Annotated in this window: 17 protein-coding genes, 1 tRNA gene and 1 pseudogene; 12 read left to right on the top strand and 7 right to left on the bottom strand. The window is 64.2% G+C overall.

What is annotated here, in order from left to right:
* Both VGD10_RS09740 and VGD10_RS09735 read right to left on the bottom strand, forming a co-directional pair.
* Positions 1-2481: PBP1A family penicillin-binding protein (locus tag VGD10_RS09740; protein ID WP_331040622.1), on the bottom strand; the 2481-nt coding region annotated here is incomplete at its 3' end.
* A gap of 73 nt (positions 2482-2554) precedes the next feature.
* Positions 2555-3373, bottom strand: coding sequence for an N-acetylmuramoyl-L-alanine amidase family protein (locus VGD10_RS09735; RefSeq protein ID WP_414639520.1), 819 nt, complete (start codon positions 3371-3373; stop codon positions 2555-2557).
* Between the two features lie 465 nt (positions 3374-3838).
* On the opposite strand from VGD10_RS09735, the gene VGD10_RS09730 reads away from it, so the two are divergent.
* From VGD10_RS09730 to VGD10_RS09720, 3 genes are all read left to right on the top strand, one after another.
* On the top strand, positions 3839-6388 hold the full coding sequence (locus tag VGD10_RS09730) for a ribonuclease E/G (protein ID WP_331040621.1): 2550 nt from the start codon (positions 3839-3841) through the stop codon (positions 6386-6388).
* 98 nt (positions 6389-6486) lie between these two features.
* Positions 6487-7947, top strand: coding sequence for a M48 family metalloprotease (locus VGD10_RS09725; protein ID WP_331040620.1), 1461 nt, complete (start codon positions 6487-6489; stop codon positions 7945-7947).
* A complete protein-coding gene (locus tag VGD10_RS09720) occupies positions 7947-8672 on the top strand; it encodes a DsbA family protein (RefSeq protein WP_331040619.1) in 726 nt (241 codons plus the stop codon). Before VGD10_RS09725 ends, VGD10_RS09720 begins: the two co-directional genes overlap by 1 nt.
* A 74-nt stretch (positions 8673-8746) precedes the next feature.
* On the opposite strand, the gene VGD10_RS09715 is transcribed toward VGD10_RS09720, so the two are convergent.
* The 3 genes from VGD10_RS09715 to VGD10_RS09705 form a co-directional block, all read right to left on the bottom strand.
* Positions 8747-9178, bottom strand: a complete 432-nt coding sequence (locus tag VGD10_RS09715; RefSeq protein WP_331040618.1) for a nuclear transport factor 2 family protein — start codon at positions 9176-9178, stop codon at positions 8747-8749.
* 95 nt (positions 9179-9273) lie between these two features.
* Positions 9274-9936 (bottom strand): RlmE family RNA methyltransferase, encoded by a 663-nt coding sequence (locus VGD10_RS09710; RefSeq protein WP_331040617.1) that lies wholly within the window; start codon positions 9934-9936, stop codon positions 9274-9276.
* Positions 9933-10985 (bottom strand): Ppx/GppA phosphatase family protein, encoded by a 1053-nt coding sequence (locus VGD10_RS09705; protein ID WP_331040616.1) that lies wholly within the window; start codon positions 10983-10985, stop codon positions 9933-9935. Before VGD10_RS09705 ends, VGD10_RS09710 begins: the two co-directional genes overlap by 4 nt.
* A gap of 406 nt (positions 10986-11391) precedes the next feature.
* On the opposite strand from VGD10_RS09705, the gene VGD10_RS09700 reads away from it, so the two are divergent.
* Entirely contained in the window at positions 11392-12000 is a 609-nt protein-coding gene (locus VGD10_RS09700) for an NYN domain-containing protein (RefSeq protein ID WP_331040615.1), read from the top strand.
* A gap of 492 nt (positions 12001-12492) precedes the next feature.
* Positions 12493-12566 (top strand) — tRNA-Gln (locus tag VGD10_RS09695).
* A gap of 39 nt (positions 12567-12605) precedes the next feature.
* Here VGD10_RS09695 and VGD10_RS09690 read toward each other — a convergent pair.
* Complete coding sequence (locus VGD10_RS09690) at positions 12606-14177, bottom strand: ATP-binding protein (protein WP_331040614.1); 1572 nt, start codon at positions 14175-14177, stop codon at positions 12606-12608.
* A gap of 266 nt (positions 14178-14443) precedes the next feature.
* Here VGD10_RS09690 and VGD10_RS09685 point away from each other — a divergent pair, with 266 nt between their 5' ends.
* The 7 genes and pseudogenes from VGD10_RS09685 (at position 14444) to VGD10_RS09655 (ending at position 22276) form a co-directional block, all read left to right on the top strand.
* Positions 14444-16105 carry a dipeptidyl-peptidase 3 family protein gene (locus VGD10_RS09685; RefSeq protein ID WP_331040613.1) on the top strand — a complete coding sequence of 554 codons (1662 nt, stop codon included), beginning with the start codon at positions 14444-14446 and terminating at the stop codon, positions 16103-16105.
* Between the two features lie 61 nt (positions 16106-16166).
* Entirely contained in the window at positions 16167-17090 is a 924-nt protein-coding gene (locus VGD10_RS09680) for a glutaminase (protein ID WP_331040612.1), read from the top strand.
* A 215-nt stretch (positions 17091-17305) separates the two neighbouring features.
* On the top strand, positions 17306-18745 hold the full coding sequence (locus VGD10_RS09675) for a cytochrome ubiquinol oxidase subunit I (RefSeq protein WP_331040611.1): 1440 nt from the start codon (positions 17306-17308) through the stop codon (positions 18743-18745).
* Positions 18745-19740, top strand: coding sequence for a cytochrome d ubiquinol oxidase subunit II (gene cydB / locus VGD10_RS09670; protein WP_331040610.1), 996 nt, complete (start codon positions 18745-18747; stop codon positions 19738-19740). Before VGD10_RS09675 ends, cydB begins: the two co-directional genes overlap by 1 nt.
* Positions 19740-19838 carry a DUF2474 domain-containing protein gene (locus VGD10_RS09665; protein ID WP_331040609.1) on the top strand — a complete coding sequence of 33 codons (99 nt, stop codon included), beginning with the start codon at positions 19740-19742 and terminating at the stop codon, positions 19836-19838. Before cydB ends, VGD10_RS09665 begins: the two co-directional genes overlap by 1 nt.
* Positions 19839-20158: 320 nt before the next feature.
* Positions 20159-20977, top strand: a pseudogene (locus VGD10_RS13380) (S8 family serine peptidase); the annotation flags it as partial.
* 228 nt (positions 20978-21205) lie between these two features.
* Complete coding sequence (locus VGD10_RS09655) at positions 21206-22276, top strand: hypothetical protein (protein ID WP_331040607.1); 1071 nt, start codon at positions 21206-21208, stop codon at positions 22274-22276.
* On the opposite strand, the gene VGD10_RS09650 is transcribed toward VGD10_RS09655, so the two are convergent.
* Positions 22273-23064, bottom strand: coding sequence for an energy transducer TonB (locus VGD10_RS09650; RefSeq protein WP_331040606.1), 792 nt, complete (start codon positions 23062-23064; stop codon positions 22273-22275). The two genes, VGD10_RS09655 and VGD10_RS09650, sit on opposite strands and share 4 nt — an antisense overlap.
* Positions 23065-23110 lie beyond the last annotated feature (46 nt).

The following is a 23110-nucleotide window of genomic DNA, read 5'->3' as shown; positions in this document are numbered from 1 at the left end:
CCCGCGGCGGAGGCTCGCAATCCGTTCGGTGCCGCCGACATAGTCGCGCCGGCCGCCGCGGCGCGGCTCGCTTTCCGGCTTGAAGGCTTCCCAGATCACGCCGGACTTCGGGTCGTCGCCTGGCCACTGGCCGAACACGCGCTGGCCCGAGCGGCGGTCGACCAGCGCCATGCGGATGCCGGGCGGCGCGCGGAACGGCGTCTTCGGCATGTCCTTCAGCGCCACCTGCGCGAATTCCTGGAAGATCGGCGCGGCGATACGGCCGCCCTGCGCCCAGCCGCCCATGTTCCGTGGCTTGTCGTAGCCGATATAGAGGCCGGCGACGATGTCGGGACTGCCGCCCACCCACCAGACGTCGCGGGGGCCGGAGGTCGTGCCGGTTTTGCCGAACAGCGGCCGGTCGAGCGCGCGAAGGCGGGTCGCGGTGCCGCGCTCCACCACGCCTTCGAGGATGTGGACCATCTGATAGGCGGTCATCGGGTCAAGCAGCTGCTTGGTGCGAAGCGGCGGACGCGGCATCGGCTTTCCGTCCCAGTCGGCCATGTTGCAGCGCGGGCCGCAGGGGCGGAGGTCCTGGCGGAAGATCACCTTCCCGTTCCGATCCTGCACGTAATCGATCAGGGTCGGCTTCAGCTCGCGGCCGTGATTGGCGAGGATCGAGAAAGCGTTGGTCATCTTGAGCACGGTGGTCTCACCCGCGCCCAGCGACATTGAGAGATACGGATCATAGTCCCCGACGCCCATGCGGCGCGCGAGCCGCACGACCTTGTCCATGCCGATCTTGTTGGCGGTCTGGATGGTCATGGCGTTGCGGGACTGTTCGAGGCCCCAGCGCATCGTCTGCGGGCCGGCAAAGCCGCCCGAGAAGTTGCGGAAGCATTTGGTGCCGAGCCCCGCGCCCTGCCAGACGCAGAAGGGGCCGTCGACGATGATGGACGCAGGCGTCATGCCGTTGTCGAGCGCCGCCGAATAGACGATCGGCTTGAAGGTCGATCCGGGTTGCCGGTCCGCCTGCGTGGCCCGATTGAACGCTTCGCCCGCGGAATAGGCGAAGCCGCCCTGCATGGCGAGGATGCGGCCGGTCGCCACTTCCTGGACCACCATGCCGCCCGAAATCTCCGGCACCGAGCGGAGGACGTAGCCATTCCCTTCCCGCTTCACGGCGATGATCATGCCGGGGCGAAAATTCTGAAAGGCGGTGCCGCCGCCGCCGCGTTTCGGCATCGACGCCGCAGAGGAGGGAAGGTCGTAGGTCGTGCCGTCGGTGAAGCCGATGCGGGCGGTCGAGCCGCTCTTTTCCAGCACCACGGCCGAGCGCCAATCCTCGTAACCTACGCCGTAATCGGCAAGGCCGAGCTGCGAACGCCAGTCGCCGTTCACGTCGATGCTGAGACCGGAATCGCGCCATCCGCGGCCGCTTTCGAAGCGCATCAAGCCGTCGCGGAGCGCCGTTTCCGCCGCCTTCTGCTTGACCGGATCGTAGGAGGTGCGGACCCAGAGGCCGCCCGAATAGACGCTGTTGGGGCCGTTCTCGCGCTTCTCGCCATAGCGGCCGAGAAGGGCGCGGCGGACCTCCTCCATGAAATAGCCGCCGACATTCTTGACGCTGTTGCGGGGGCCGCGGACGGTGCCGAGCGGCTGCGCCTGGGCGGCGGCGCGCTGCGAGGCCGTGATCCAGCCGTTCCGCTCCATTTCCGCCAGCACCCAGTTTCGCCGCGAAAGCGCGCGTTCCGGAAAGCGTTCCGGGCTGTAGTTGCTCGGCGCCTTGGGCAGGATAGCGAGATAGGCTGCCTCGTGCAGCTCGAGCGCATCCACGTCCTTGTCGAAATAGGCGCGCGCCGCCGCCTGCACGCCATAGGCGTTCCGGCCGAGGAAGATTTCGTTGAGGTAGAGTTCGAGGATCTTTTCCTTGGTCAGCACATCCTCGATGCGGCGGGCGAGAAAGGCCTCCTTGATCTTGCGGGTGACCGAATATTCGTCGCCGAGCAGCAGGTTCTTCGCCACCTGCTGCGTGATGGTGGAGCCGCCCGCCACACGTTCGCCGCTGCCGAGGCTGGTCGCATAATTGAACACGGCGCTGACGAAGGCCGGATAATCGAGGCCGCCATGGCTGAAGAAGGTCTTGTCCTCGGCCGAAAGGAAGGCGTTGACGAGCTGCTCCGGATATTCCTCGAACGCGAGCTCCACGCGCCGTTCGCGGGCATAGGAGTGGACCGGCATGCCGTTGATGTCGCGCACGTTGGACGGCAGCGCGGGCTGATAGGTGAGGAGCGATTCTGCCGAGGGAAGAGTCTGCGCGAACAGGAGCCAGAGCAGGAAATAGCCGAGGATCGGCAGGCCGATCAGGGCGATCAGCACCTTCCCCCACCGCTTCGCCCAAAGGCGGCGGAAGGCGTCCCGGCCTCTCGCGAAGAGGGGCCGCACCCGATCGAAAACGGGCGGCAGCGAGAAGCGGGGGGCGGGCTTTGCGTCGGCAGTCATCGTCGCCAGCCTCTAGCGGAAGAGCGGCCAAGGGTGAAGCACGACCCGTCGCATTCCAAAGCTGGCCCGCAGCTTAACGGCCGCCGCCGAGGCTGAGGCGGGCGAAATGCGTCTCGACGGCGCGGCGCATGCCTTCGGCAATTCGCCTTTGCCCTTCCGGCGACTGGAGGAAGGCTTCGTCCTCGACATTGGTAAGATAGCCGGATTCGAACAGAATAGACGGCACGTCCGGCGCCTTCAGCACGACCAGTGCGGCGAAGCGGTGATAATCGGGCTGAAACGGCACGAGCGGCGAAGCCTCGCGATGGAGCAGGCGCGCAAAACCGGCAGAGGTTTCCATCGACTCCCGCTGGGCAAGGTCGATGAGGATGCGATTGACCGCCCCGCCCTCCGCGACGTCGGCGCCGCCGACGCCCGCATTCTCCCGCTGGGCAAGAAGCGCCGCCTCCCGATCCGACGCGACTTCCGACAGCGTATAGATGCTTGCGCCTCGTGCTGCTTTATTGTGCGGAGCGGCGTCGGCATGAATCGAGATGAACAGGCCCGCCCCCATTCGGCGGGCGATTTCATAGCGGTCGACGAGGCCGAGGGCGGCGTCGCCATCACGCGTCAGCGCCACCCGCACTCGCCCCGACCGGGCGAGCTCCGCATGCACGGCCTTTGCGATCGCCAGCGTCAGGTCCTTTTCCCGCCGGCCGCTCGTCGGCGACACCGCGCCGGGATCGCCGCCGCCATGCCCGGCGTCGATGATGACCAGCGGCCGCCGGGGATCGCGGGCGCCGGAGATGGCTGGCAGCGGCAGCGAGGATGCCGCCTTTCCCTCCTCCAGCTTCACGGTGACGCTGTCGCTGCGCCCCTCGCCGTCGCAGCCGGAGAGCAGCAAAGCCGCCATTAAGCCCCAAGTTGAAAGCCGCGCCCCCATCGCCCCATATGTGCAGCGCCGCCGCCGTCACGGTCCAGCGAAAAGCGCCGTTCCAGACGTACGCTTATCGGTTGCCGCTCGGCCCTTCTGCTGCTAGCAGACGGCATTCGGTCGCGAACGAGAGAAGGGGTACTCCTTCCGCCTGCCGCGCCGGAGATTTCGAGCGCCGGCGCCAATTTGCCGGCCATCTAGGTTGACGCTGCATGAGGTATTTCTTCCCGAACCAGGCACGCCCCCTCACGGGTCATGGCGTCGCTTCGGGAAGCCTGCGGCCGGCGATGACAACGACCGGCCTGCCGCGCGCAGCAGAGGCAAACACTTTCATTTCAACCCGGACATTCACGGCGCTCAGGCATTGGCCAGCGCCTTCGTCCCTATTCGAGCATGCGTGCCGAGCCGCTTTGAGTCTGGCAGCGCGCGTGTGGAGTGAGTTCAATGACAATGCGCATGCTGATCGACGCGCGCCACCAGGAAGAGACGCGGGTGGCGGTCGTCAAGGGAAACCGGATCGAGGAATTTGATTTCGAATCCGCCGAGCACAAGCAGCTCAAAGGGAATATCTATCTAGCCAAGGTTACGCGGGTCGAGCCGTCGCTGCAGGCGGCCTTTGTCGATTATGGCGGCAACCGCCACGGCTTCCTCGCCTTTTCCGAAATCCACCCCGATTACTACCAGATCCCGAAAGAGGATCGCGAGGCTCTGCTCCGCGAGGAAGCGGAACATGCCGCCGAGGAGGAACGGCTCCGCGCCGCCGAGGAGGATCACCATGACGATGATCACCTCGACGACGAAGAGCATGACGAGCCGGAGCTCGAAGCTGCTTCGGACGAGGCTGAGGCCGAAGGCTCCGACGAGGATGGGCCGAAGCCGAAATCCACCGTCAGCGGCCGCGAGGAAAGCGCCGCCGACGAGCTGAGGCGGAAGCGCCAGGCGCTCCGCCGCCGCTACAAGATCCAGGACGTAATCCGCCGCCGGCAGGTGCTGCTGGTCCAGGTCGTGAAGGAAGAGCGCGGCAACAAGGGCGCGGCGCTCACCACCTATCTGTCACTCGCCGGCCGCTATTGCGTGCTGATGCCCAACACGTCGCACGGCGGAGGCATCAGCCGGAAGATTTCGAACGGCGCCGACCGCAAGCGCCTGAAGCAGATCATGGCGGAGCTCAACCTGCCGAAGACGATGGGCTGCATCGTCCGCACGGCCGGCCTTTCGCGCACCAAGACCGAGATCAAGCGCGACTTCGACTATCTCGCGCGGCTGTGGGACGAGATTCGCGACAAGACGCTGAAGTCGTCCGCGCCGGCTTTGATCTATCAGGACAGCGACCTCATCAAGCGCGCGATCCGCGACATCTACAACCGCGATATCGAGGAAGTGATCGTCGAGGGCGAAGAGGGCTACAAGCATGCCCGCGCCTTCATGAAGCTCTTGATGCCGAGCCACGTGCGGCGGGTGAAGGCCTATGCCGATACCGTGCCGCTCTTCCAGCGGGGCGGCGTCGAGGACCAGCTATCGGCGATGTATCAGCCGCTCGTGCAGCTGAAGTCGGGCGGCTATCTCGTCATCAACCCCACCGAGGCGTTGGTCTCGATCGACATCAACTCCGGCCGCTCTACGCGCGAGCACAATATCGAGCAGACCGCGTTCGCGACCAATATCGAAGCCGCGCACGAGATCGCCCGCCAGCTTCGTCTCCGCGACATGGCCGGCCTCGTCGTCATCGACTTCATCGATATGGAATCGAACGGCCATATCCGTAAGGTCGAAAAGGCGATGAAGGAGGCGCTGAAGAACGACCGCGCCCGCATCCAGGTCGGCCGCATATCGTCCTTCGGCCTGATGGAAATGAGCCGCCAGCGCCTGCGCACCGGCGTGCTCGAAGCCTCGACCAAGCCCTGCCCGCATTGCGAAGGGTCGGGCCTGATGCGCACCGCTTCGTCGGCGGGCCTGTCGGCGCTCCGCATGCTGGAGGAAGAGGCGGCTCGCGGACGCGGCAACCGCATCATCCTTCGCGCCGGGCGCGAGGCCGCGGTCTACGTCCTCAACAAGAAGCGTCATGAGATCGCCGAGATCGAGGAGCGTTACGGCGTCATCGTCGAAGTGCTGATCGACGACAGCTTCGAAGGCGCGAAGATGACCGTCGAAGCGGTCGGGCCGCGTCCCGTCGAACGGCCGCGCCCAGCCGCCATCGCCGCGCCCGCCGTCGAGGAGGAGGAGGACCTCCTCGACGAGGAGGAAGAGGAAGAAGACGAGGAACACGAGGAAGCGCGCGAGGAGCGCCGCGACCGCCGCGAAGGCCGTGGCGACCGCGAGGAACGGGGCGAAGGTGGTGAGGGTGGACGGAAGCGCCGCCGCCGCCGGGGCCGCCGTGGTGGACGCCGCAGGGGCGGCGAAGGCCGTGAGGAAGAGGGCCAGCAGTTCCGGCAGGACGAAGCGCAGGGCGAGGCCGAGGAGCGGCAGCCGGAAACCGCCGCAGCGGAAGAGGCTCCGGCCGCTGCCCAGGCCGAACAGCAGTCTGAGGGCGAGGAGCAGCCGCGCAAGTCGCGCCGCCGTCCCCGCGCCCGCAGGCGCGGCGAGGGTGAGACGCAGCCGGATGAAGCCGCCACCGTGACTGAAGCCGCGCCCGTCGAGGCCGTTGCTGCGGAGACGGAAGTGGCGCCTGAGGAGCCCGCGGCCGCTAAGCCGAGGCGCGGCCGCCGCAAGAAGGCGGATGCGGAAGCTGAGGCAGCGCCTGCCGCTGACGTCCCCGCGCCTGCAGCGGAAGCGCCCGTCGAGGCTGCCGAAGCTGCACCGCCCGAACCAGCCAACGACCAGAATGGCGGTGAGCAGAAGCCGAAGCGGGGCCGCCGCAAGGCAGCGCCCGCGGCGCCAGAGGCGCCAGTGCTCGAACGAGCTGAAGATGCCGCGTCCGAGACCGCTCCGCCCGCCGATGCCGACGCCGAGGGCAGCGGGCGTCGGGGCTGGTGGCAGCGGACCTTTGGCGGCTGATCGGCTCGTCTTCTGATGCGCTCCGGACGGCGGCTCAAGGCTGGCGTCCGGAGCCGCATTTCATCTAAGGTTCAGCCGGGGGAAGGATAGAGGTACCCATGGCTGAAGCTTCCAAGTCGCTCCCGTCGCCGCTGGCTTTCGCGCTGCGGTTCCTCCTGCTGCTCGTCTTAAGCCTTGCAGTTACTGTCCGGCCCGCGGCCGCGCAGTCGATCCTTCGCGATGCCGAGACAGAAGCGCTGCTTCGCGACATGTCGAAGCCGCTCGTCGAGGCGGCCGGCCTTCGCCCCGAAGACGTTCAGTTCGTGCTGATCCACGACAATTCGATCAACGCGTTCGTGGCGGGCGGTCAGATTGTTTATCTTCACTCCGGCCTCATCGAAAATGCGGCCAACGCCAATGAAGTCCAGGGCGTGATCGCGCACGAGCTGGGCCACATCACCGGCGGCCACATCATCCGCTTCCAGGACGGCGCGCAGGCCGCGACCGGCATCATGCTCCTCTCGCTCGTCCTCGGCGCGGCGGCGATGGCGATGGGCGGCGGCGAAGCGGGCGCGGGCATCATGGCGGCGGGCCAGCAGGCCGCGGCCGGAAAATTCTATTCGTTCCTGAGCACGCAAGAATCCTCCGCCGACCAGGCCGGCGCGTCTTTTCTCACGAAGGCGGGGATCAGCGGCAAGGGCTCGATCGCCTTCTTCAAGAAGATCCAGAACCAGGAGCTTCGCTACGGCATTCCGCAGGACGACAGCTATTTCCGCACCCACCCGCTTTCCGGCGACCGTATCGCGCGACTGCAGAATATCTATGAAGCGGATGCCGCCTGGGGAAGCCAGACCGATCCCGCGCTCGAGCAGCGGTTCCAGCGGGTGAAGGCGAAGCTTTCGGGCTTCGTCAATGACCACAAGCGCACGCTCCAGAAATTTCCGGAAACCGACAAGAGCGTGGCGGCCCGTTATGCCCGCGCCTATGCGTGGCACAAGGCGTCCTATCCGGACCGTGCCAATGCGGAGGTCGACGCGCTCCTCCAGCAGCAGCCGGAAGATCCCTATTTCCTCGAGCTCAAGGGTCAGATCCTACTCGAATCCGGAAAGCCGAAGGAGGCGCTGGAATCGCTTCGGCAGGCGGTGGCGCTGGTGCCCGATCAGCCTCTCATTTCCGCGCTGTTCGGCCATGCCCTCATTGCGACTGAAGATGAAAAGAATTTCGCCGAGGCGAAGAGCGTTCTCAAGGCGGCGATCGGCCGTGACAACAGCAATCCCTTTGCCTGGTATCAGCTCGGTATCATCTACGACCGCGAAGGCGACATTGCGCGCGCCGCACTCGCCACCGCCGAGCGGCACAGTCTCCAGGGCAACCCGATGCTGGCGATGACGAGCGCCCAGGCGGCGCTCGCGGGAATGAAGGAAGGCACGCCCGACTGCCTTCGCGCCCAGGATATCGCCATGTCGTCGCGCGCCTTGATGCTCAATGACAAGAACCTGGCGAAAGCGGGTCGGAAGATGATGGTGCTTCCGAAGGGCGGCGCGGCGGGGCCCGAACCCGTACTTTCGTGCCGAGGCTGATGAAGGTTTCGCGAACCGCATTTTTGGCAGGCCTGGGGGGGCTCCTGATCGGCGGATCGGTCGTGCTGCTGGCCGGCCCCTCGCTGACCGGCGGCGTCTCGGGCGGAGAACGGGCGCGGGTTGAGGCAATTGTGCGCGAGTACATCCTGGAGCATCCCGAGATCATCCCGGAGGCCGTGCAGCGGCTGCAGGACCGGGAAGCCGCGGCCGTGGTCGACCAGAACCGTACCGCCATCGAAACGCCGTTCGGCAGCGCCTGGGCGGGCGCCGAGAATGGCGACGTCGTGCTGGTCGAATTCTTCGACTATGCCTGCGGCTTCTGCCGCAAGAGCAATGAGGACATCGACCGGCTGCTTGCCGAAGATAAGAATCTGAAGGTCGTCTGGCGAGAGCTGCCGGTGCTCGGGCAGGACAGTGTGGCCGCGGCACAAGCCAGCCTCGTCGCTGCCGCTCAAGGCAAGTTCCGTCCCTTCTACCAGAAGCTGTTCGAAGCTGGACGCCCGACGCCTGTCGCCGTCGCTTCCGTCCAGAATTCGCTCGGCATCGTCTCGCCCGCTGCGCGAGCCCCGGAACATAGGGCCGAAATCCAGAAGAACTATCAGCTCGCCGACGCCCTCAAGGGCACGGGCACACCGCTCTTCGTCGTCGGCGACAAAGTGCTACACGGCGCCGTCGGCTACGAGGCGCTCAAGACCGCCATAGCGGAAGCGCGGAAACGCAGCTGATCAGATAGCGGCGTCAGCCCTCTGTCCGCGGGACCAAGACCTCTCTTCTCGAGGCTGCGATACCCTGGGGCTCCTCACTTCGCTTTTTCTGCCGCTTTGGACGTGCAGTCCGGAGTCGGCTGTACGTCGAAATAAGTAACGTCCCGAACGATCTTGCCATTCTTGACCGTCACGAAGGAGGAGATGGGCGTCCGCACCTTCTGACCGCCTGCCGTTCCGGTGAAGACGAATTCTACGGCGACGGTATCGCCCTGCTCGATCATGGAGAGCACCTGGTCGTGCGCATCGGGAAACGCGCCGAAATAGCCGGCATAATTTTCCCGCACGAAAGCAGGACCGATCTTTTCTCCGCAGAAATCGGGAGAGATGATCACCGCGTCGTCGGCATAGTAGCTGGCGACGGCGGCGGCGTCATGGCGATTGAATGCGGCGAATACGTCCTGAAGCACTTGCTTTGGTGAGGGCGAAGCGGCGGCGACCGCCGCGGCCGTGAGAAGGGTGAGCATTCGGCACTACTCCTTAATCCGAGAGGAGGGATCGAAGCGACACAGGCCCTTGAGCAGAGCGATGATGGACCAAGAGGTCCGCACTTGCCAAGCGGCTAGCCCGCGCCCTTGAATCCTTGTGCCACTACGTACCATTCGGACGAACCCTTGCGGCTGGCCGGCGGCTTCGCATGCTTCACCGTGGTGAAGCGCCGCTTCAGCTCTGCCACAAGGTTGTTGTCCGCGCCGCCCGCAAGCACCTTGGCGACGAATGCGCCGCCCGGCCGCAGCACTTCGGCGGCGAAGTCCAGTGCCGCCTCGACGAGGCCCATGGTGCGGAGATGGTCCGTCTGCGGATGGCCGACCGTGTTCGCGGCCATGTCGGACAGGACGAGATCGGCAGGGCCGCCGAGCGCTTCCTTCAGCAGGTCCGGCGCCTTGTCGTCCATGAAGTCCATCTGGAGGATGGTCGCGCCTTCGATCGGGTCCATCTCAAGAAGGTCGATGCCGACCACCACCGCACCCGGCGCTTTCTGCCGTACCACCTGGGTCCAGCCGCCGGGCGCGATGCCGAGGTCGATTACCCGCTTCACGCCCCTCAGGAATCCGAATCGCTCATCCAGCTCGATGATCTTGTAGGCCGCGCGCGATCGATAGCCCTCCGCCTTCGCGCGCTTCACATAAGGATCGTTGAGCTGCCGTTCGAGCCACTTGGTGGAGCCGACCTTGCGGCCCTTCGCAGTTTTTACGCGGGCGCGGAGCCCCTTGTCGCGGCTCATATCTGGTGGCCGTCGCGGGCCATCAGCGAGCGGAGAATGCCCTCGCGGATGCCCCGGTCGGCGACGCCCAAGGTCTTCGCCGGCCAGATGTCGAGGATCGCCTCAAGGATTGCGCAGCCTGCAACCACGAGGTCCGCCCGCTCCGGCCCTATGCAGGGAAGCTGCCCACGCTCGTCCAGCGACATGCGCGACAGCATGGTGCTGATCCCGCGCATTGCGTCAGATGGCACCATCAGCCCGTCGATAGCTCGACGGTCGTAGCTGGGCAGCGCAAGGTGCACGCTGGCGAGCGTCGTCACCGTTCCGCTGGTGCCCATCAGGCGTATATTCTCCCGCTCCTTGGGCAGCATTTCAGCGAAACGGCTGAAGGCGTGACGGACGCGCTCGCGCATGCGGACGTAAGCCGCGAGCCGCTCGTCGGCATCCTTGAACTCGCGCCCCTCGCTTTCCGTCAGGGATACGACGCCCCAGGGTGCGCTCCACCAGCTCTTGATCTTAGGCGTATTGGTGCCGTCCGTGTCGACCAGCACCAGCTCGGTCGACCCGCCCCCAATGTCGAAAATCAGCGCCGGCCCGTCGCCCGGCTCCAGCAGCCGGTGGCAGCCGAGCATGGCGAGCCGGGCCTCCTCTTCGGGCGGAATGATGTCGAGCGCGATCCCCGTCTCGTTATAGACCCGCTCCACGAAATGGCGGCCGTTGACGGCGCGGCGGCAGGCCTCGGTGGCCACCGAGCGAGCAAGCGAAACACGGCGGCGGCGAAGCTTCTCCGCGCAGACGGAGAGCGCCGAAAGCGCCCGCTCGATCGCATCGTCGCTGATCCGCCCGCTTTTGGCGAGTCCCTCGCCGAGCCGCACCACCCGCGAAAACGCGTCGACGACGACGAAGCCGTTGTCGGACGGCCGCGCGACGAGAAGGCGGCAATTGTTGGTGCCGAGATCGAGCGCGCCATAGGTGTGACGGGTGGAGGGCCGCCTTTCGGGGCGGACGGGGGCCGCATGGACCGGCTGGGATGCCGGCGCTTGCGGAGCCGTGGCGGCTATGTGCGCCATCTCTCGCTCACTCTTATGTTCTCGTTACGGGCAGGCGGACCTGTCCTGACTTGCCATCAGGTTACATGAACAAGGCTTTTCCGGCAACCCGCGGCCTGCGGCGAGAGCCGGACGGCGTTGACAGGTGAAGCCCCGGCTCCTATTTCGCCCGCCTCTCTTGCCCGATCGTCTAATGGTAAGCCTATTCCGACCTGAGCGTAATCAATGACTTAGCCTGCAAAGATTGTCCGACTTTGCTGCAGCTTGTTGAAAAAGTCGGAACGGATAGCAACCTTGGCGGTTGACGAAACGGAAACTGTTCTCATATAGGGAACGCACGAATTCTGACGCCCCCCTCGCTGGAGGCGACAATCCTGAAACCCCCCGCTACATTCGTGTAGTTGGGGGGTTTTTCATTGGAGGCGTCATGAAGACAGTTTTGTTGGTGGACGGGGGGTATTTGCGCGCGAGCGTGAAAAAGGCAGGCAGAGTTTACGATAACGCCTTTCTCGAAAGGTTTTGCCCGAGCTGCTTCGTCCAAGATGAGTACCTCTTTCGTATCTTCTATTACGACGCCCCGCAATTTAGGGGAAAGGTGGCCCTCCCAGTCTCCGGCAACGACACCACATTCCAATCGAGTGACAAGTGGCTCGACCAGCTTGCAAAGCTGGAACGCTTTGCTGTCCGCCGCGGCACGATTGGGTTCCGAGGGTGGCGCCCGAAGACCCTCCCGATTTCAGGAGCTCCCCTGAAGGACACTGACTTCGAGCCCATCTTTGAACAGAAGGGCGTCGACATGCGGATCGGCTTGGACATCGCTATGTTTTCGGACAAGCAATCGGCTGACCGTGTGTTGCTCGTGTCGGGTGACACGGACATGATCCCCGCCATGAAACATGCTAGGAAGTCTGGGCTTGAAGTCGGCTTAATCCAACTTCCTTCGCCCACCTACGGCCTTCATGCGACGCTCAAGGAACATGCAGACTTTGTGCGGCACGTGGGCTGGCCGGAGATCTCCACTACGACGGCCACATAGCTTTACGTAAGCGTGAACTTGACGGAAAATAGAACAAAGTTAAAATCGGGGCGAAGCTCCGTTTTTGCATGCCCGACGTTTAGCTGGGCTATCGGCCCTCCGAAGATTTTTTGACCCCTGCGGCCTTCGGGCCGATAGCCCAGCTAAACGTCGGGGTCTGCCTTCAAAAAAAGCACACGACTCTTTCATTAAGAGTCTCATCGTTTTCAGAAACCGGGTGCGGCTTTTATTATGGAAGCTACGCCTATTCACTTTTCAGATCCTACTATGGCTCCTGACAAGGCTCTTTGAGAACTTTGTCACTTCCTTAACCATACTGTATGTGGCTGAAAAAGTCCAGTAAATTGCCGTTTTCGTCTGCACTATACTTACGTCCGATCCACTCTACGACTTCCCGTATTGTGTCTGCCATTCCGACAAAAAGTCGGAATGCGTTCCGACTTTCTCGGTCGCTTGACGCAAGGATTTCCGCCACTTATGTGGCCCCGGCACTGCCCGATCGTCTAATGGTAAGACTACGGACTCTGACTCCGTCAATCGTGGTTCGAATCCACGTCGGGCATCCATCCTTGCAGAGATTCAGCGGCTCAGGGCAGGGGTCTGATCTACTCTTCAACCCACTGCTTCAGGGTGAAGCAGAAACGTGCCCCTTCTTCCCCATTGACCAAGCGTATGCGGCCGCCATGCGCCTCCACGATAGTCCTGCAGATCGAGAGGCCGAGACCCAATCCCTCGACCTTATCGGTTTCGAAGGGGGAGAATAGCTGGTCGACCTGGTCAGGCTGAATTCCCGGTCCGGTATCCGCCACGCATATCTCGACCTTCTTTTCCGGCAGAAGCTTCGTGCTGATGATCACTTCCCGCTTCGGCGCGTCCTGCATCGCCTGAATGGCGTTCCTGATGAGGTTTATCAGCACCTGCTGAACCTGCACGCGGTCTGCTTTTACCCATTGGGCCTGGGGGTCGAGTTCAAGCCGGTGGCTCACCCGCTGCACGTGCTCGTCAACAAAGCCGACGGCGCAGGCATCTTCGATAAGCTCGGGCAGATTTTCCTTCTCGGCGGATACACCGCCCCGTGACACCAGATCCCGAAGCCGCTTGACGATCTGCCCTGCGCGGACCGCACTGGCTTCAGCAGCCCTGAGCGCCGTTTCCGCCTTCGCCAGCGAGGCAGTGCCGCCGGCTTTCAGCATTTCAAGGCTGCCGCCGACATAGTTGGTGATGGACGCAAGCGGCTGGTTCAGTTCATGCGCGAGGGTGGAGCCCATCGTTCCCATCGCGCTGAGCCGCGACATGTGCAGCAGCTCGTTCTGCATCCGGGCTATCTCCCGCTCCGCCTGCCTTTGCCGGCTGACGTCGCGCCAGAAGAGCACCGCGACGACGGCCCCAACCAGCAGAAGAGCCGCCAGCAGAGGCGGAACCATATCTCTGAGCACGATCGCGCCGGGGGAATATGGTTGCCAGATGAAGTAGCCGATCACCTCCCCCGTCCGGCGTGAGATGAAGGGACGGACGGCTTCATTCCCGCGATTGTTATTCTGCCACGCGAAGCGGGCCTGACTGAGCAGATATCTTGTACGGAGATTGTCCACAAAGCGTCCATCGAGGTACATCACGCTGATCTGAACGATCTCCCGACCGGGCTCCTGAACGACTTTCCCGGTCGGCGACATGATCGGCTTCACGCTGACGATCGACGGATGGCCATTCACGACCGACACATCATGGGCGCCGGGGCTGCCGTTCGTCAGCAGCGTACCGGGCGCGATGCGGCGCGTCTTGCCCCTGAGCTCGGCAATCACGGGCTCTGCGGCGGCACGTACCCTCTCGAAGCTGCCAGGTTCAGCCCGCCGGCCGTTTGTCATGGCATAAATCGGGACATCGGCACGGTTCAGCACGTAGGATTCGTCATGTCCGTAGTACGCATGGAAGAAGGTCCCGAAGTTCCGGTCCATCAAGCCGAGATTTTCTTCGTCGGTGGGCGGGTCGAGCAGCCAGGTGACCACGCCATCCCTCAGGATTATGCCCTCCTGATCCCGGGCCATGCGCTCGGCCGTCTGGTCCAGCGCGTGGAAAATCAGCTGCTCCTCGCGCGCAAACGACACTGCGTCCGCCCGTCTTGCCGTCAATGACAGGATGAACGCGACCGCGATCGCCGCGGCCACCAGCGCGGACACGGCAGGAATGGCTACCTTTCCGCTTAAATACGGCTTCAGCCGTGTCTCGCTGAAATCCACGCCTACCCTTTGCTTTATCGCGTCCGTTCAGAGGGATATTGCATAGCGGCAGGATAATTTCATGTCCGAAGTGTTCTCTCACGCCACTTCTTGATGAGCCATGCTGGGGTACTCAGATACGCAGCTGCTGTGGCCCATTCGGCAAAAGAGTATATGTAGCGGTTCCTGCCATACCCGCGAGATAATATAAGCCCGGAGAGAACATGATGCGTAAAGCGTTTCTGGCCGCCATGCTGCTGACGACGGCTGCCTGCACTCCTGCCACAGATGGACCGCCCACCGCGCCTGCCGCCTCTCATGACGGCTACGACCTTGCCGCGCAGCGGGCGAAGATCGCGCGGATCGGGATGAACCCGAACACCGCTTTCCTTAATGCGGAGGAGCGGCAGGTCGTGAACCTGCTCATCCAGGCGGCGGGCTATATGGACCAGATTTATATCCGGCAGCGCTCCGTCGACAATCCGCGCATCCGCGCGGAGATCGCGGCCGGCGGCAACCGCGCGCTCCTCGACATGTTCGACCTTCATTACGGGCCGTGGGACACGCTGGCGGAGAACCATCCCTTCTACGGCGATCGGCCGATGCCGCCGGGCGCGGGCTTCTATCCCGCCGACCTCACCAAGGAGGCGTTCGACGCCTACCTCGCCGCCAATCCTGCACAGAAGGACGAGCTGACCAGCCCCTATACGGTGGTACGGCGGCAGGGCGACCGGCTGGTGGCGGTGCCCTACAGCGTCGAATACCGCGAATGGCTGGAGCCAGCCGCGCGCCTTCTCGAACAGGCGGCGGGCGTCACGAGCAACGCAAGCCTGAAGCGCTTCTTCACGACGCGGGCGCAGGCCTTCCGAAGCAACGATTATTATCAGTCGGAACTGGCCTGGATGGACATCACCGGCACGCCGATCGAGCCGGTGATCGGGCCCTACGAAGTCTATACCGATACGCTCTACGGCACCAAGACGGCGTTCGAGGCCTACATTACCGTGCAGGACCCGCAGGCCAGCGGCGCGCTCGCCAAGTACAAGCAGCTCCTCCCCGACATGGAGCGGAACCTTCCGGTCGAGGAGCGCTACAAGAATTTCAACCGGCCCTTCACCTCGCCGATCCTGGTCGCGGACCAGGTGCGGGGCGGCGGCGACAATGTGCCGGGCGTCCAGACCATCGCCTTCAACCTTCCCAACGACGAGCGCGTCCGCGAGCAGAAGGGCGCGAAGAAGGTGATCCTCGCCAACGTGCTCGGCGCCAAATATGACCGCATCCTGGCGCCGATGGCGGAGTTCGTGCTGGTGCCGGAGCAGGCCCGGCTGGTCACGAAAAAGTATATGACCAACGAGACGCTCTTCCACGAGCTGTCGCACAGCCTCGGGCCGGGGACGATCACGCTCAACGGCCGTCAGACGACGGTGAACGCAGAGCTGAAGGACGTCTATTCGGCCTCCGAAGAAGCCAAGGCCGACGTCATGGGCGTTCACAACATCCTCTACATGATGGATCGTGGCGAGCTCCCTGCCGCGGAGCGCGAGCAGGCGCTCGCCACCTATGTTGCCGGTATCTTCCGCGCCGTCCGCTTCGGCATCGACGAGGCGCACGGCCGCGGCGCCGCGCTCCAGTATAGCTATCTGAAGGAGAAAGGCGCATTCGCATGGGTGCCCGCGCAGCGGCGCTTCCGGATCGATTATGCGCGTCTCGCAAGCGGCATTCGCGACCTCACCGCCGAGCTCGTCCGGCTGCAGGGCAATGGCGATTATGCCGGCACCAAGGCTTTCTTCGACCGCTATGCGAAGCTGGACGAAGAGGCGCGGACGGTGCTCGCCGCCACCGCCCACATCCCGACCGACATCCAGCCCGATTATCCGGAGCGCATCTAAATTCCGGTCCGCTCCTGAAACAACCGCGCCCGTCAACCATTGGGGCGGCAGGAGGGCCTGAATGGATTATCAAGCCATTGTCGACGAGGCGCTGAGCGCGGCCGAAACCTATCGTGGCCACGGCGACGTTGCGAGCCACATTCCGGCGCTTGCGACGGTCAATCCGAAGAAGCTGGGGCTGGCGCTCGTGCTCCGCGACGGCACCACCTACTGCGCGGGTGACGCGGACGAAGCCTTTTCGATCCAGAGCATCTCCACCGTCTTCACCCTTTCATTGGCGCTGCAGCATGTCGGCGGCGCGCTCTGGAATCATGTCGGACGGGAGGCGTCGGGTTCGCCACTCAACTCGCTCGTTCAGCTCGAAAGCGACAAGGGAAAGCCGCGCAACCCGTTCATGAACGCGGGTGCGATGGTGGTCTGCGACCAGCTGATCGGCAGCGACGACGCCGAGACCGCGATGCAGGAGCTTCTCGATTTCCTCCGCGAACGCGCGGGTGAGGACGGCATCATGGTCGATGAGCGTGTCGCCATGTCGGAATCGAAGGCGGGGGCGCTGAACCGCAGCCTTGCCCACTATGTCTCCTCGTTCGGCAACCTCCGGAACCCGGTGGACGAAGTCGTCTCCGTCTACTTCCGCCAATGCTCGATCGCGATGAGCTGCCGGCAGCTTGCCACTGCCGCTCTCTACCTTGCCTGCGACGGCACCGACTGCCGCACGGGGACGCCGGTGCTCGGGCCGGAGCGGACGCGGCGCATACTCGCGCTGATGCTGACCTGCGGCCACTATGACAATTCGGGCGACTTCGCCTTCCGCATCGGCCTTCCGGGCAAGAGCGGAAGCGGCGGCGGCATCCTTGCTGTAATCCCGGGTGTCGGCGCCGCCTGCGTCTGGTCGCCCGGCCTCAATGCGGCGAGGACATCACTGGCGGGCGCGGTCGCGCTCGAGCGGCTGGTCCAGAGAACGGGCTGGTCGGTCTTCGTCTGACGCGAAAAGGCCCCGTCGGCGAAAGGGAGAAACGCCCAGACGGAGCCTAATAACTCGGAGGCTGCCCCCCAGCTTCGAGTCCCCTGGATCATACCGTAAAGACCGCGAAAATGCGAACGATCTTGATGGTTAATGCGACGAGTTGCAGCGCCTGCAATCGCGCCGCAAAGCTTAGCAGGTGAACTTGTTCGGCCTCTGCGTTAAGGCGCCTTTCCGTGACCGACGCTGAAACGGCATTGCTGCTCGCGCGCATCCAGTTCGCCTTCACCGTCTCGTTCCATTTCATCTTCCCGGCCTTCTCGATCGGCCTCGCTTCCTATCTGGCGGTGCTGGAGGGGCTGTGGCTGAAGACGGGGAAGGAGCATTACCTCACCCTCTTCCGCTACTGGCTGAAAATCTTCGCCATCGCCTTCGGCATGGGCGTCGTTTCCGGCATAGTGATGTCATACCAGTTCGGGACCAACTGGTCGGTCTTCTCCGACAAGGCGGGGCCGGTGATCGGGCCGCTCATGGCCTATGAGGTGCTGACCGCCTTCTTCCTCGAAGCGGGCTTCCTCGGCGTGATGCTGTTCGGAATGGAGAAGGTCGGAAAAGGACTGCACTTCACGGCAACTCTGATGGTCGCGATCGGCACCGCTATCTCCGCTCTCTGGATACTGAGCGTCAACAGCTGGATGCAGACGCCGACCGGCTGGGCGCTGAACGAGGTCGGCCAGTTCGTGCCGGCAGGAAGCTGGTGGGACATCGTCTTCAACCCGAGTTTTCCCTACCGCCTCGTCCACACGGTGATCGCCGCTTATCTGACCACGGCGCTGGTGGTCGGCGGCGTGGGGGCATGGCACCTGCTGAAGGGCGCCCGCGATAACCCGGCCGTCCGCACCAGCTTTTCGATGGCGATGTGGATGGCCGCGCTCGTCGCCCTGGTGCAGATTTTCGTCGGCGATCTTCACGGCCTTAACACGATGGAGCATCAGCCCGCCAAGGTGATGGCGATGGAAGGCCATTTCGAGAGCCATCCAGATGGCGCGCCCCTCATTCTGTTCGGCCTTCCGGACGACGAGGCAGAAAAGACGCATGTGCTGCTCGAAATACCAAAAGCCTCGTCGCTGATCCTGAAGCACGATCCCGATGCACCGCTCGAGGGGCTGAAGACTTTCCCGAAGGAAGACCGCCCGCCGGTCGAGATCGTCTTCTGGTCCTTCCGCATCATGGTGGGGCTTGGCTTCCTGATGTTTGCGCTTGGCCTGTGGAGCCTTCTCGCACGAACGCGGAAGCGCCTCTACGATTGGCCCCTCCTCCAACGCTTCGCGCTTCTGATGGGGCCGTCCGGCTTCGTCGCGGTGATCGCCGGCTGGGTGACGACGGAGGTTGGGCGGCAGCCCTGGGTCATCTACGGCCTGCTGCGGACGAAAGACGCCGTCGCGCCGATCGCCACGCCCGCCGTCGCGACCTCGCTCCTCGCCTTCGTTATCGTCTACTTCATCGTCTTCGGCCTCGGCACCTGGTACATCCTCCGCCTGATGAGCCGCCCGCCGCACCCGGGCGAGCCGCAGCCCGCCGACGCGCCGATCCGCACCGCCGGCATCACGCCCGCGCCTTCGCTCGGCCGCCGCGGCGCTGATCCCACGCCGGATGCCAGCGAGGAGGCGGGCTGATGGACCTCACGATCGTCTGGGCCTTCCTCATCGCATTCGCGGTAGCCGCTTATGTGGTGATGGACGGGTTCGACCTCGGCATCGGCATCCTCTTTCCGGGCTTCAGGGTCGGCAAGGAGCGCGACCAGGCGATGAATGCCATTGCGCCGGTCTGGGACGGCAACGAGACCTGGCTGGTGCTGGGCGGCGGCGGCCTGCTGGCGGCGTTCCCGCTCGCCTACGCGATCGTTCTTCCCGCGCTCTACGCGCCGCTCATTGCGATGCTGCTCGGCCTTGTCTTCCGCGGCGTCGCTTTCGAATTCCGCTGGCGCGATCCCGCGCATCGTCCGGCCTGGGACGCCGCCTTCTGCATTGGATCGGTGGTAGCGACCTTCGCGCAGGGAGTGACGCTCGGCGCGCTTCTTCAAGGGATCACGGTCGAAGGTCGCGCTTATGCGGGCGGCTGGTGGGAATGGCTTTCGCTCTTCAGCCTCCTTACCGGGATCAGCCTCGTCATTGGCTATGCCTTGCTCGGCGCCTGCTGGCTGATCTGGAAGACAAGCGGCGCACTTCAGGAAGATGCCCGCCGCTATGCCAAACGCGCGCTCCTGATGCTGATCGGCGCGATTGCGCTGGTGAGCCTCGCCACGCCGTTCCTGGAAGAGAAATATTACGAGCGCTGGTTCGACTGGCCGGGCCTGCTCGTCGCGGTCCCGATGCCATTACTCGTCGCGGGCGCAGGCTACATGCTCTGGCGCAGCCTTCGGCGGGACGTCGACTGGCATCCCTTTGCCTGGGCGCTCAGTCTCTTCCTGCTGTCGATGATGGGCCTCGCCGTCTCAATGTGGCCCGACGTGATCCCCGGCCGCGTGTCGATCTGGGAAGCCGCCGCGCCGGAAAGCAGCCAGGCCTTCATGCTGGTCGGCGCCGCGATCCTCATCCCGGTGATCCTCGCCTACACCGCCTGGGCCTATTGGGTCTTCCGCGGCAAAGTTGACGAAGAAGGTTATCATTGATGCGCGCAAAGCAGCTCGCCTGGTTCGTCGGGCTATGGGCGGGCGGCGTCCTGATGGTCGCCAGCGTCGCCTATGCACTCCGCTGGTGGCTGAACTGATCGCGGCACCCAGACCCGCAAAACAGCCTTAACTTGATGTTTAGAGCTGTCGTTTCATTTCCCCGCTGCAACGAAAAAGTTTGCTCTTTGGGGGGAACATGATTGGCAGCAACGGTAATCCGGCCGTGAAAGCGGCTTTGATCCTGTCGGTCTGTGTCGCGGCTCTGGCCGTGCAGGGCTGCGGCGGTGGTAGCGGAGCTGGTCCCCAGCCTAACCCGCCCGCGCCCCCTGCGCCCCCTCCTCCTCCGCCGCCTCCTCCGCCTCCTCCGCCACCTCCGCCGCCGCCTCCTCCGCCTCCTCCGCCTCCTCCGCCGCCGCCTTTGCCACCGGCGAACTTTGAGCACGAGGCGGCGCGCTCCAGAGGGTCAAACTCGTCAAAAGCAACAGCGGCTTATCAAGCTGGTGCCACCGGCAAGGGTGTTAAAGTCGCGGTCGTCGACACTGGTATCGATCCCAATCATCCAGAGTTCGCCGGACGCATTGATCCGGCGAGCCGTGACGTGGCCGGCAACAGGGGCCTGTGGAACCCGGATCTTGACCATGGGCTTCTTGTTGCTGGTGCGCTGGCCGCCGCAAAAGATGGCCAGGCGGTATACGGCGTTGCCTATGAAGCGACCATACTTGCGTTGAGGACCGACTGGATTTGCGTACCCGGCGGAAGGCCCTGCAACGGTCTATCCGATAATGATGACGTAGCTCGCGCCATCGATATCGCGCGCGAGCAGGGTGCTAGGGTGATTAATCTCTCGGTAGCAAACGGAAACAGCGACACTGAACTTATGGGCGCGATTTCGCGGGCCGCTGCAGCCGGAATCGTCATGGTATTGTCGGCGGGCAATGAAGGCCTGCCTTACGCTGACAGTTACGTGAGCCAGAATCTCGCGGCCGGTGATGGGCTCCTCATCGTTGCCGGTGCTAATGACGAACAGGGGCAAATCGCCTCCTTTTCGAACCGAGCGGGGTCAACGGCGGCATCGTACCTAAGCGCGCTTGGCGTATATGTTCTCACACCGAACGAAACCCCTGGAAGTTACAGCTCCGTGAGCGGAACTTCTGTTTCGGCGCCGCTCATCAGCGGCGCTGCAGCCTTGTTGGCCGGTGCTTTTCCGAACCTGACCGGGCGACAAATTGTAGAAATTCTCCTGAACAGTGCCGACGACGCCGGCGCTTCTGGTACGGATGAAGTCTACGGTCGCGGAATCCTCAACATCGAAAGAGCATTCCAACCCATGGGAAAGAGCTCGTTGGCAGGAGCCGCTGTGGGCGTTTCTTCGCTCGCTGAAGTAGAGGCATCGCCCGCCATGGGAGACGCCAGCGGAGCCCTAAAAGGGGCGATCATTCTAGATGGCTATTCCCGTGCCTTCACGATGAATTTGGAAAAAACGCTTTCGGCGGCGGCGGCGGAGCAGCCGCTCGGCCAGTCGATAAACAGCTACGATTATTCGACCGGCGGCACCGACCTCGGCGGCATCGCAGTCTCGATCACGACCAGGAACGATCTTCAGGGCCGTCCCGAAATCGCAGTGTCGCAGGCCGGGCTTACCTATGAGGACGTCCGGAAAGCGAAGGCCGTGGCCGGTCTGGCATTAAGCCGGCTTTCGCCGAAAACGGCGCTTGCGCTCGGCTTTTCCGAGAGTGGCAAGGCCCTCGCCCAGAGGCTTGCGGGCCAGAGCGGCGCGTCCTTCCTTGCTGCGCGCGATCCGATGACGCGGACGGGCTTTCAGGCAACGGGCAACAGCAGCCTTGCCATCCGGCACTCGATTGCTGGTCTTGGCTTCACTATGACGGCGGAGCGCGGCGCGGTCGGGCGACCGGGCGCCGCGCGCTTTGACGACGAAGCCTATACGATCAGTTCGCTCACGGCAGACGGAAGGCTCGGTCCCGCCCAGTGGAGCCTCGGCATCTCCCGTCTCAGGGAGGAAAAGACCGTTCTCGGCGGGCGCTTCTCGGAGGCCTATTCAGCAGGCGGATCGACGAGCAACTTCGCGGACGCAAGCCTCCAGCTGCCGCTCGGCGCGGGCTGGGATGCGCTTGCCAGCTACCGCTTCGGGCGTACGGCGATGGGGGGCACAGGCGCGCTTTCAAAGGGCGGGCGCCTCTCCTCAGACGCCTTCTCGTTCGACCTTGTTCGGCGAGGCGCTTTCGATCCCACCGATCAGCTGGCCTTCCGCGTGACGCAGCCGCTTCGGGTCCGCTCGGGCGGATATGCGCTCAATGTGCCGGTTTCCTACGATTACGCGACCGGCGCGGTCGGCTATGAAGCACGGCTCCTGTCGCTCGCGCCGACGGGCCGCGAGATCGATTATGAAGTCGCCTACGGCGTCGCTTTCCTCAATGGCTATCTCGGTCTTAACGCCTTCCTCCGCACCGAGCCCGGTCACGTCGACGCGAACAAGGACGATAAGGGCGCGGCAGTGAAGGTCAGGTTGAGCTTCTAGTCTTCCGGTATCGTGGCTTCCATCCAGACGTCGGGCCGGCGCGCCGCTTCCCATTCGTGCTGGCCAATGACGGTCTCGGGCACGGCTCGTCCGGACGGATCAAGCGCGGGGCGGTAGCGGAAGCGCCGTTCGATCAGGCGGCAGGTGGTGGTGTCGAGGTCGCGGTTGCCGCTCGACCGGGTGACGCGGCAATTGCTCACGCGGCCGTTCGGCTGCACGACAAAGCGCAGGTAAACGGTGCCGCCGATGCCGCGCGCGAATGGGCCCGGCGGATAGTCGCCATCGTAAATGCCGCCCGCTATGTGCCGGGCCCGCGATGCTCGTCCGCCGCCGCCGCCGCCGGTGCCGTTGCCGAAAAGGCCGCTGCCGAGGCCGGTGCCGATCCCGCCGCTTCCGGTCCCCGGCCCCGGGACATTAGCCGCGCCCGCGGCGGGCGCATTGCCTTGCCCCGCAGCCGGCGCCGCAACTACGGGCGGCGGGATGGGAATGACGATCTTCGGTTTCGGCGCCATGATCGGCGACGGCGTGTCTTTGAGGTTCGCGGGCGAGGCAGCGCCTTCCGGATCCTTGGTCTGGCGCTTTTCGGAAGGCGCTTCGTCGGCGGGCGGAGGCTCGGCGGGCGGCGGCGGCGGCTCTTCCGTCACATCGAACATCTTCATCCGTTCCGTCACTTCCGCCGGAAGCTGAAAGCCGAAGCTCGTGATCAGCACATAGCCGAGCGCCGCGTGGAAGAGCCCCACGGCGGTCGCCGAAACCATTCGGTCGCGATTTTGCCGACTGATCTGCATCTGCACCCTTTGCAGCGGCATTTACGCGCCCGAACCTGACTCTAGC

The organism is Allosphingosinicella sp., assembly GCF_036402135.1.
Lineage (GTDB): Bacteria > Pseudomonadota > Alphaproteobacteria > Sphingomonadales > Sphingomonadaceae > Allosphingosinicella.
Note: the sequence above shows the minus strand (reverse complement) of the source record. Positions and strands in the feature narration are given on the sequence as shown.

Bases quoted from the DNA above. Each gene is read 5' to 3' on its own strand.
- VGD10_RS09735 (WP_414639520.1), bottom strand. From the start codon at position 3,373: ATGGCGGCTTTGCTGCTCTCCGGCTGCGACGGCGAGGGGCGCAGCGAC.
- VGD10_RS09730 (WP_331040621.1), top strand. From the start codon at position 3,839: ATGACAATGCGCATGCTGATCGACGCGCGCCACCAGGAAGAGACGCGG.
- VGD10_RS09725 (WP_331040620.1), top strand. From the start codon at position 6,487: ATGGCTGAAGCTTCCAAGTCGCTCCCGTCGCCGCTGGCTTTCGCGCTG.
- VGD10_RS09720 (WP_331040619.1), top strand. From the start codon at position 7,947: ATGAAGGTTTCGCGAACCGCATTTTTGGCAGGCCTGGGGGGGCTCCTG.
- VGD10_RS09715 (WP_331040618.1), bottom strand. From the start codon at position 9,178: ATGCTCACCCTTCTCACGGCCGCGGCGGTCGCCGCCGCTTCGCCCTCA.
- VGD10_RS09710 (WP_331040617.1), bottom strand. From the start codon at position 9,936: ATGAGCCGCGACAAGGGGCTCCGCGCCCGCGTAAAAACTGCGAAGGGC.
- VGD10_RS09705 (WP_331040616.1), bottom strand. From the start codon at position 10,985: ATGGCGCACATAGCCGCCACGGCTCCGCAAGCGCCGGCATCCCAGCCG.
- VGD10_RS09700 (WP_331040615.1), top strand. From the start codon at position 11,392: ATGAAGACAGTTTTGTTGGTGGACGGGGGGTATTTGCGCGCGAGCGTG.
- VGD10_RS09685 (WP_331040613.1), top strand. From the start codon at position 14,444: ATGCGTAAAGCGTTTCTGGCCGCCATGCTGCTGACGACGGCTGCCTGC.
- VGD10_RS09680 (WP_331040612.1), top strand. From the start codon at position 16,167: ATGGATTATCAAGCCATTGTCGACGAGGCGCTGAGCGCGGCCGAAACC.
- cydB (WP_331040610.1), top strand. From the start codon at position 18,745: ATGGACCTCACGATCGTCTGGGCCTTCCTCATCGCATTCGCGGTAGCC.
- VGD10_RS09665 (WP_331040609.1), top strand. From the start codon at position 19,740: ATGCGCGCAAAGCAGCTCGCCTGGTTCGTCGGGCTATGGGCGGGCGGC.
- VGD10_RS09655 (WP_331040607.1), top strand. From the start codon at position 21,206: ATGAATTTGGAAAAAACGCTTTCGGCGGCGGCGGCGGAGCAGCCGCTC.
- VGD10_RS09650 (WP_331040606.1), bottom strand. From the start codon at position 23,064: ATGCAGATCAGTCGGCAAAATCGCGACCGAATGGTTTCGGCGACCGCC.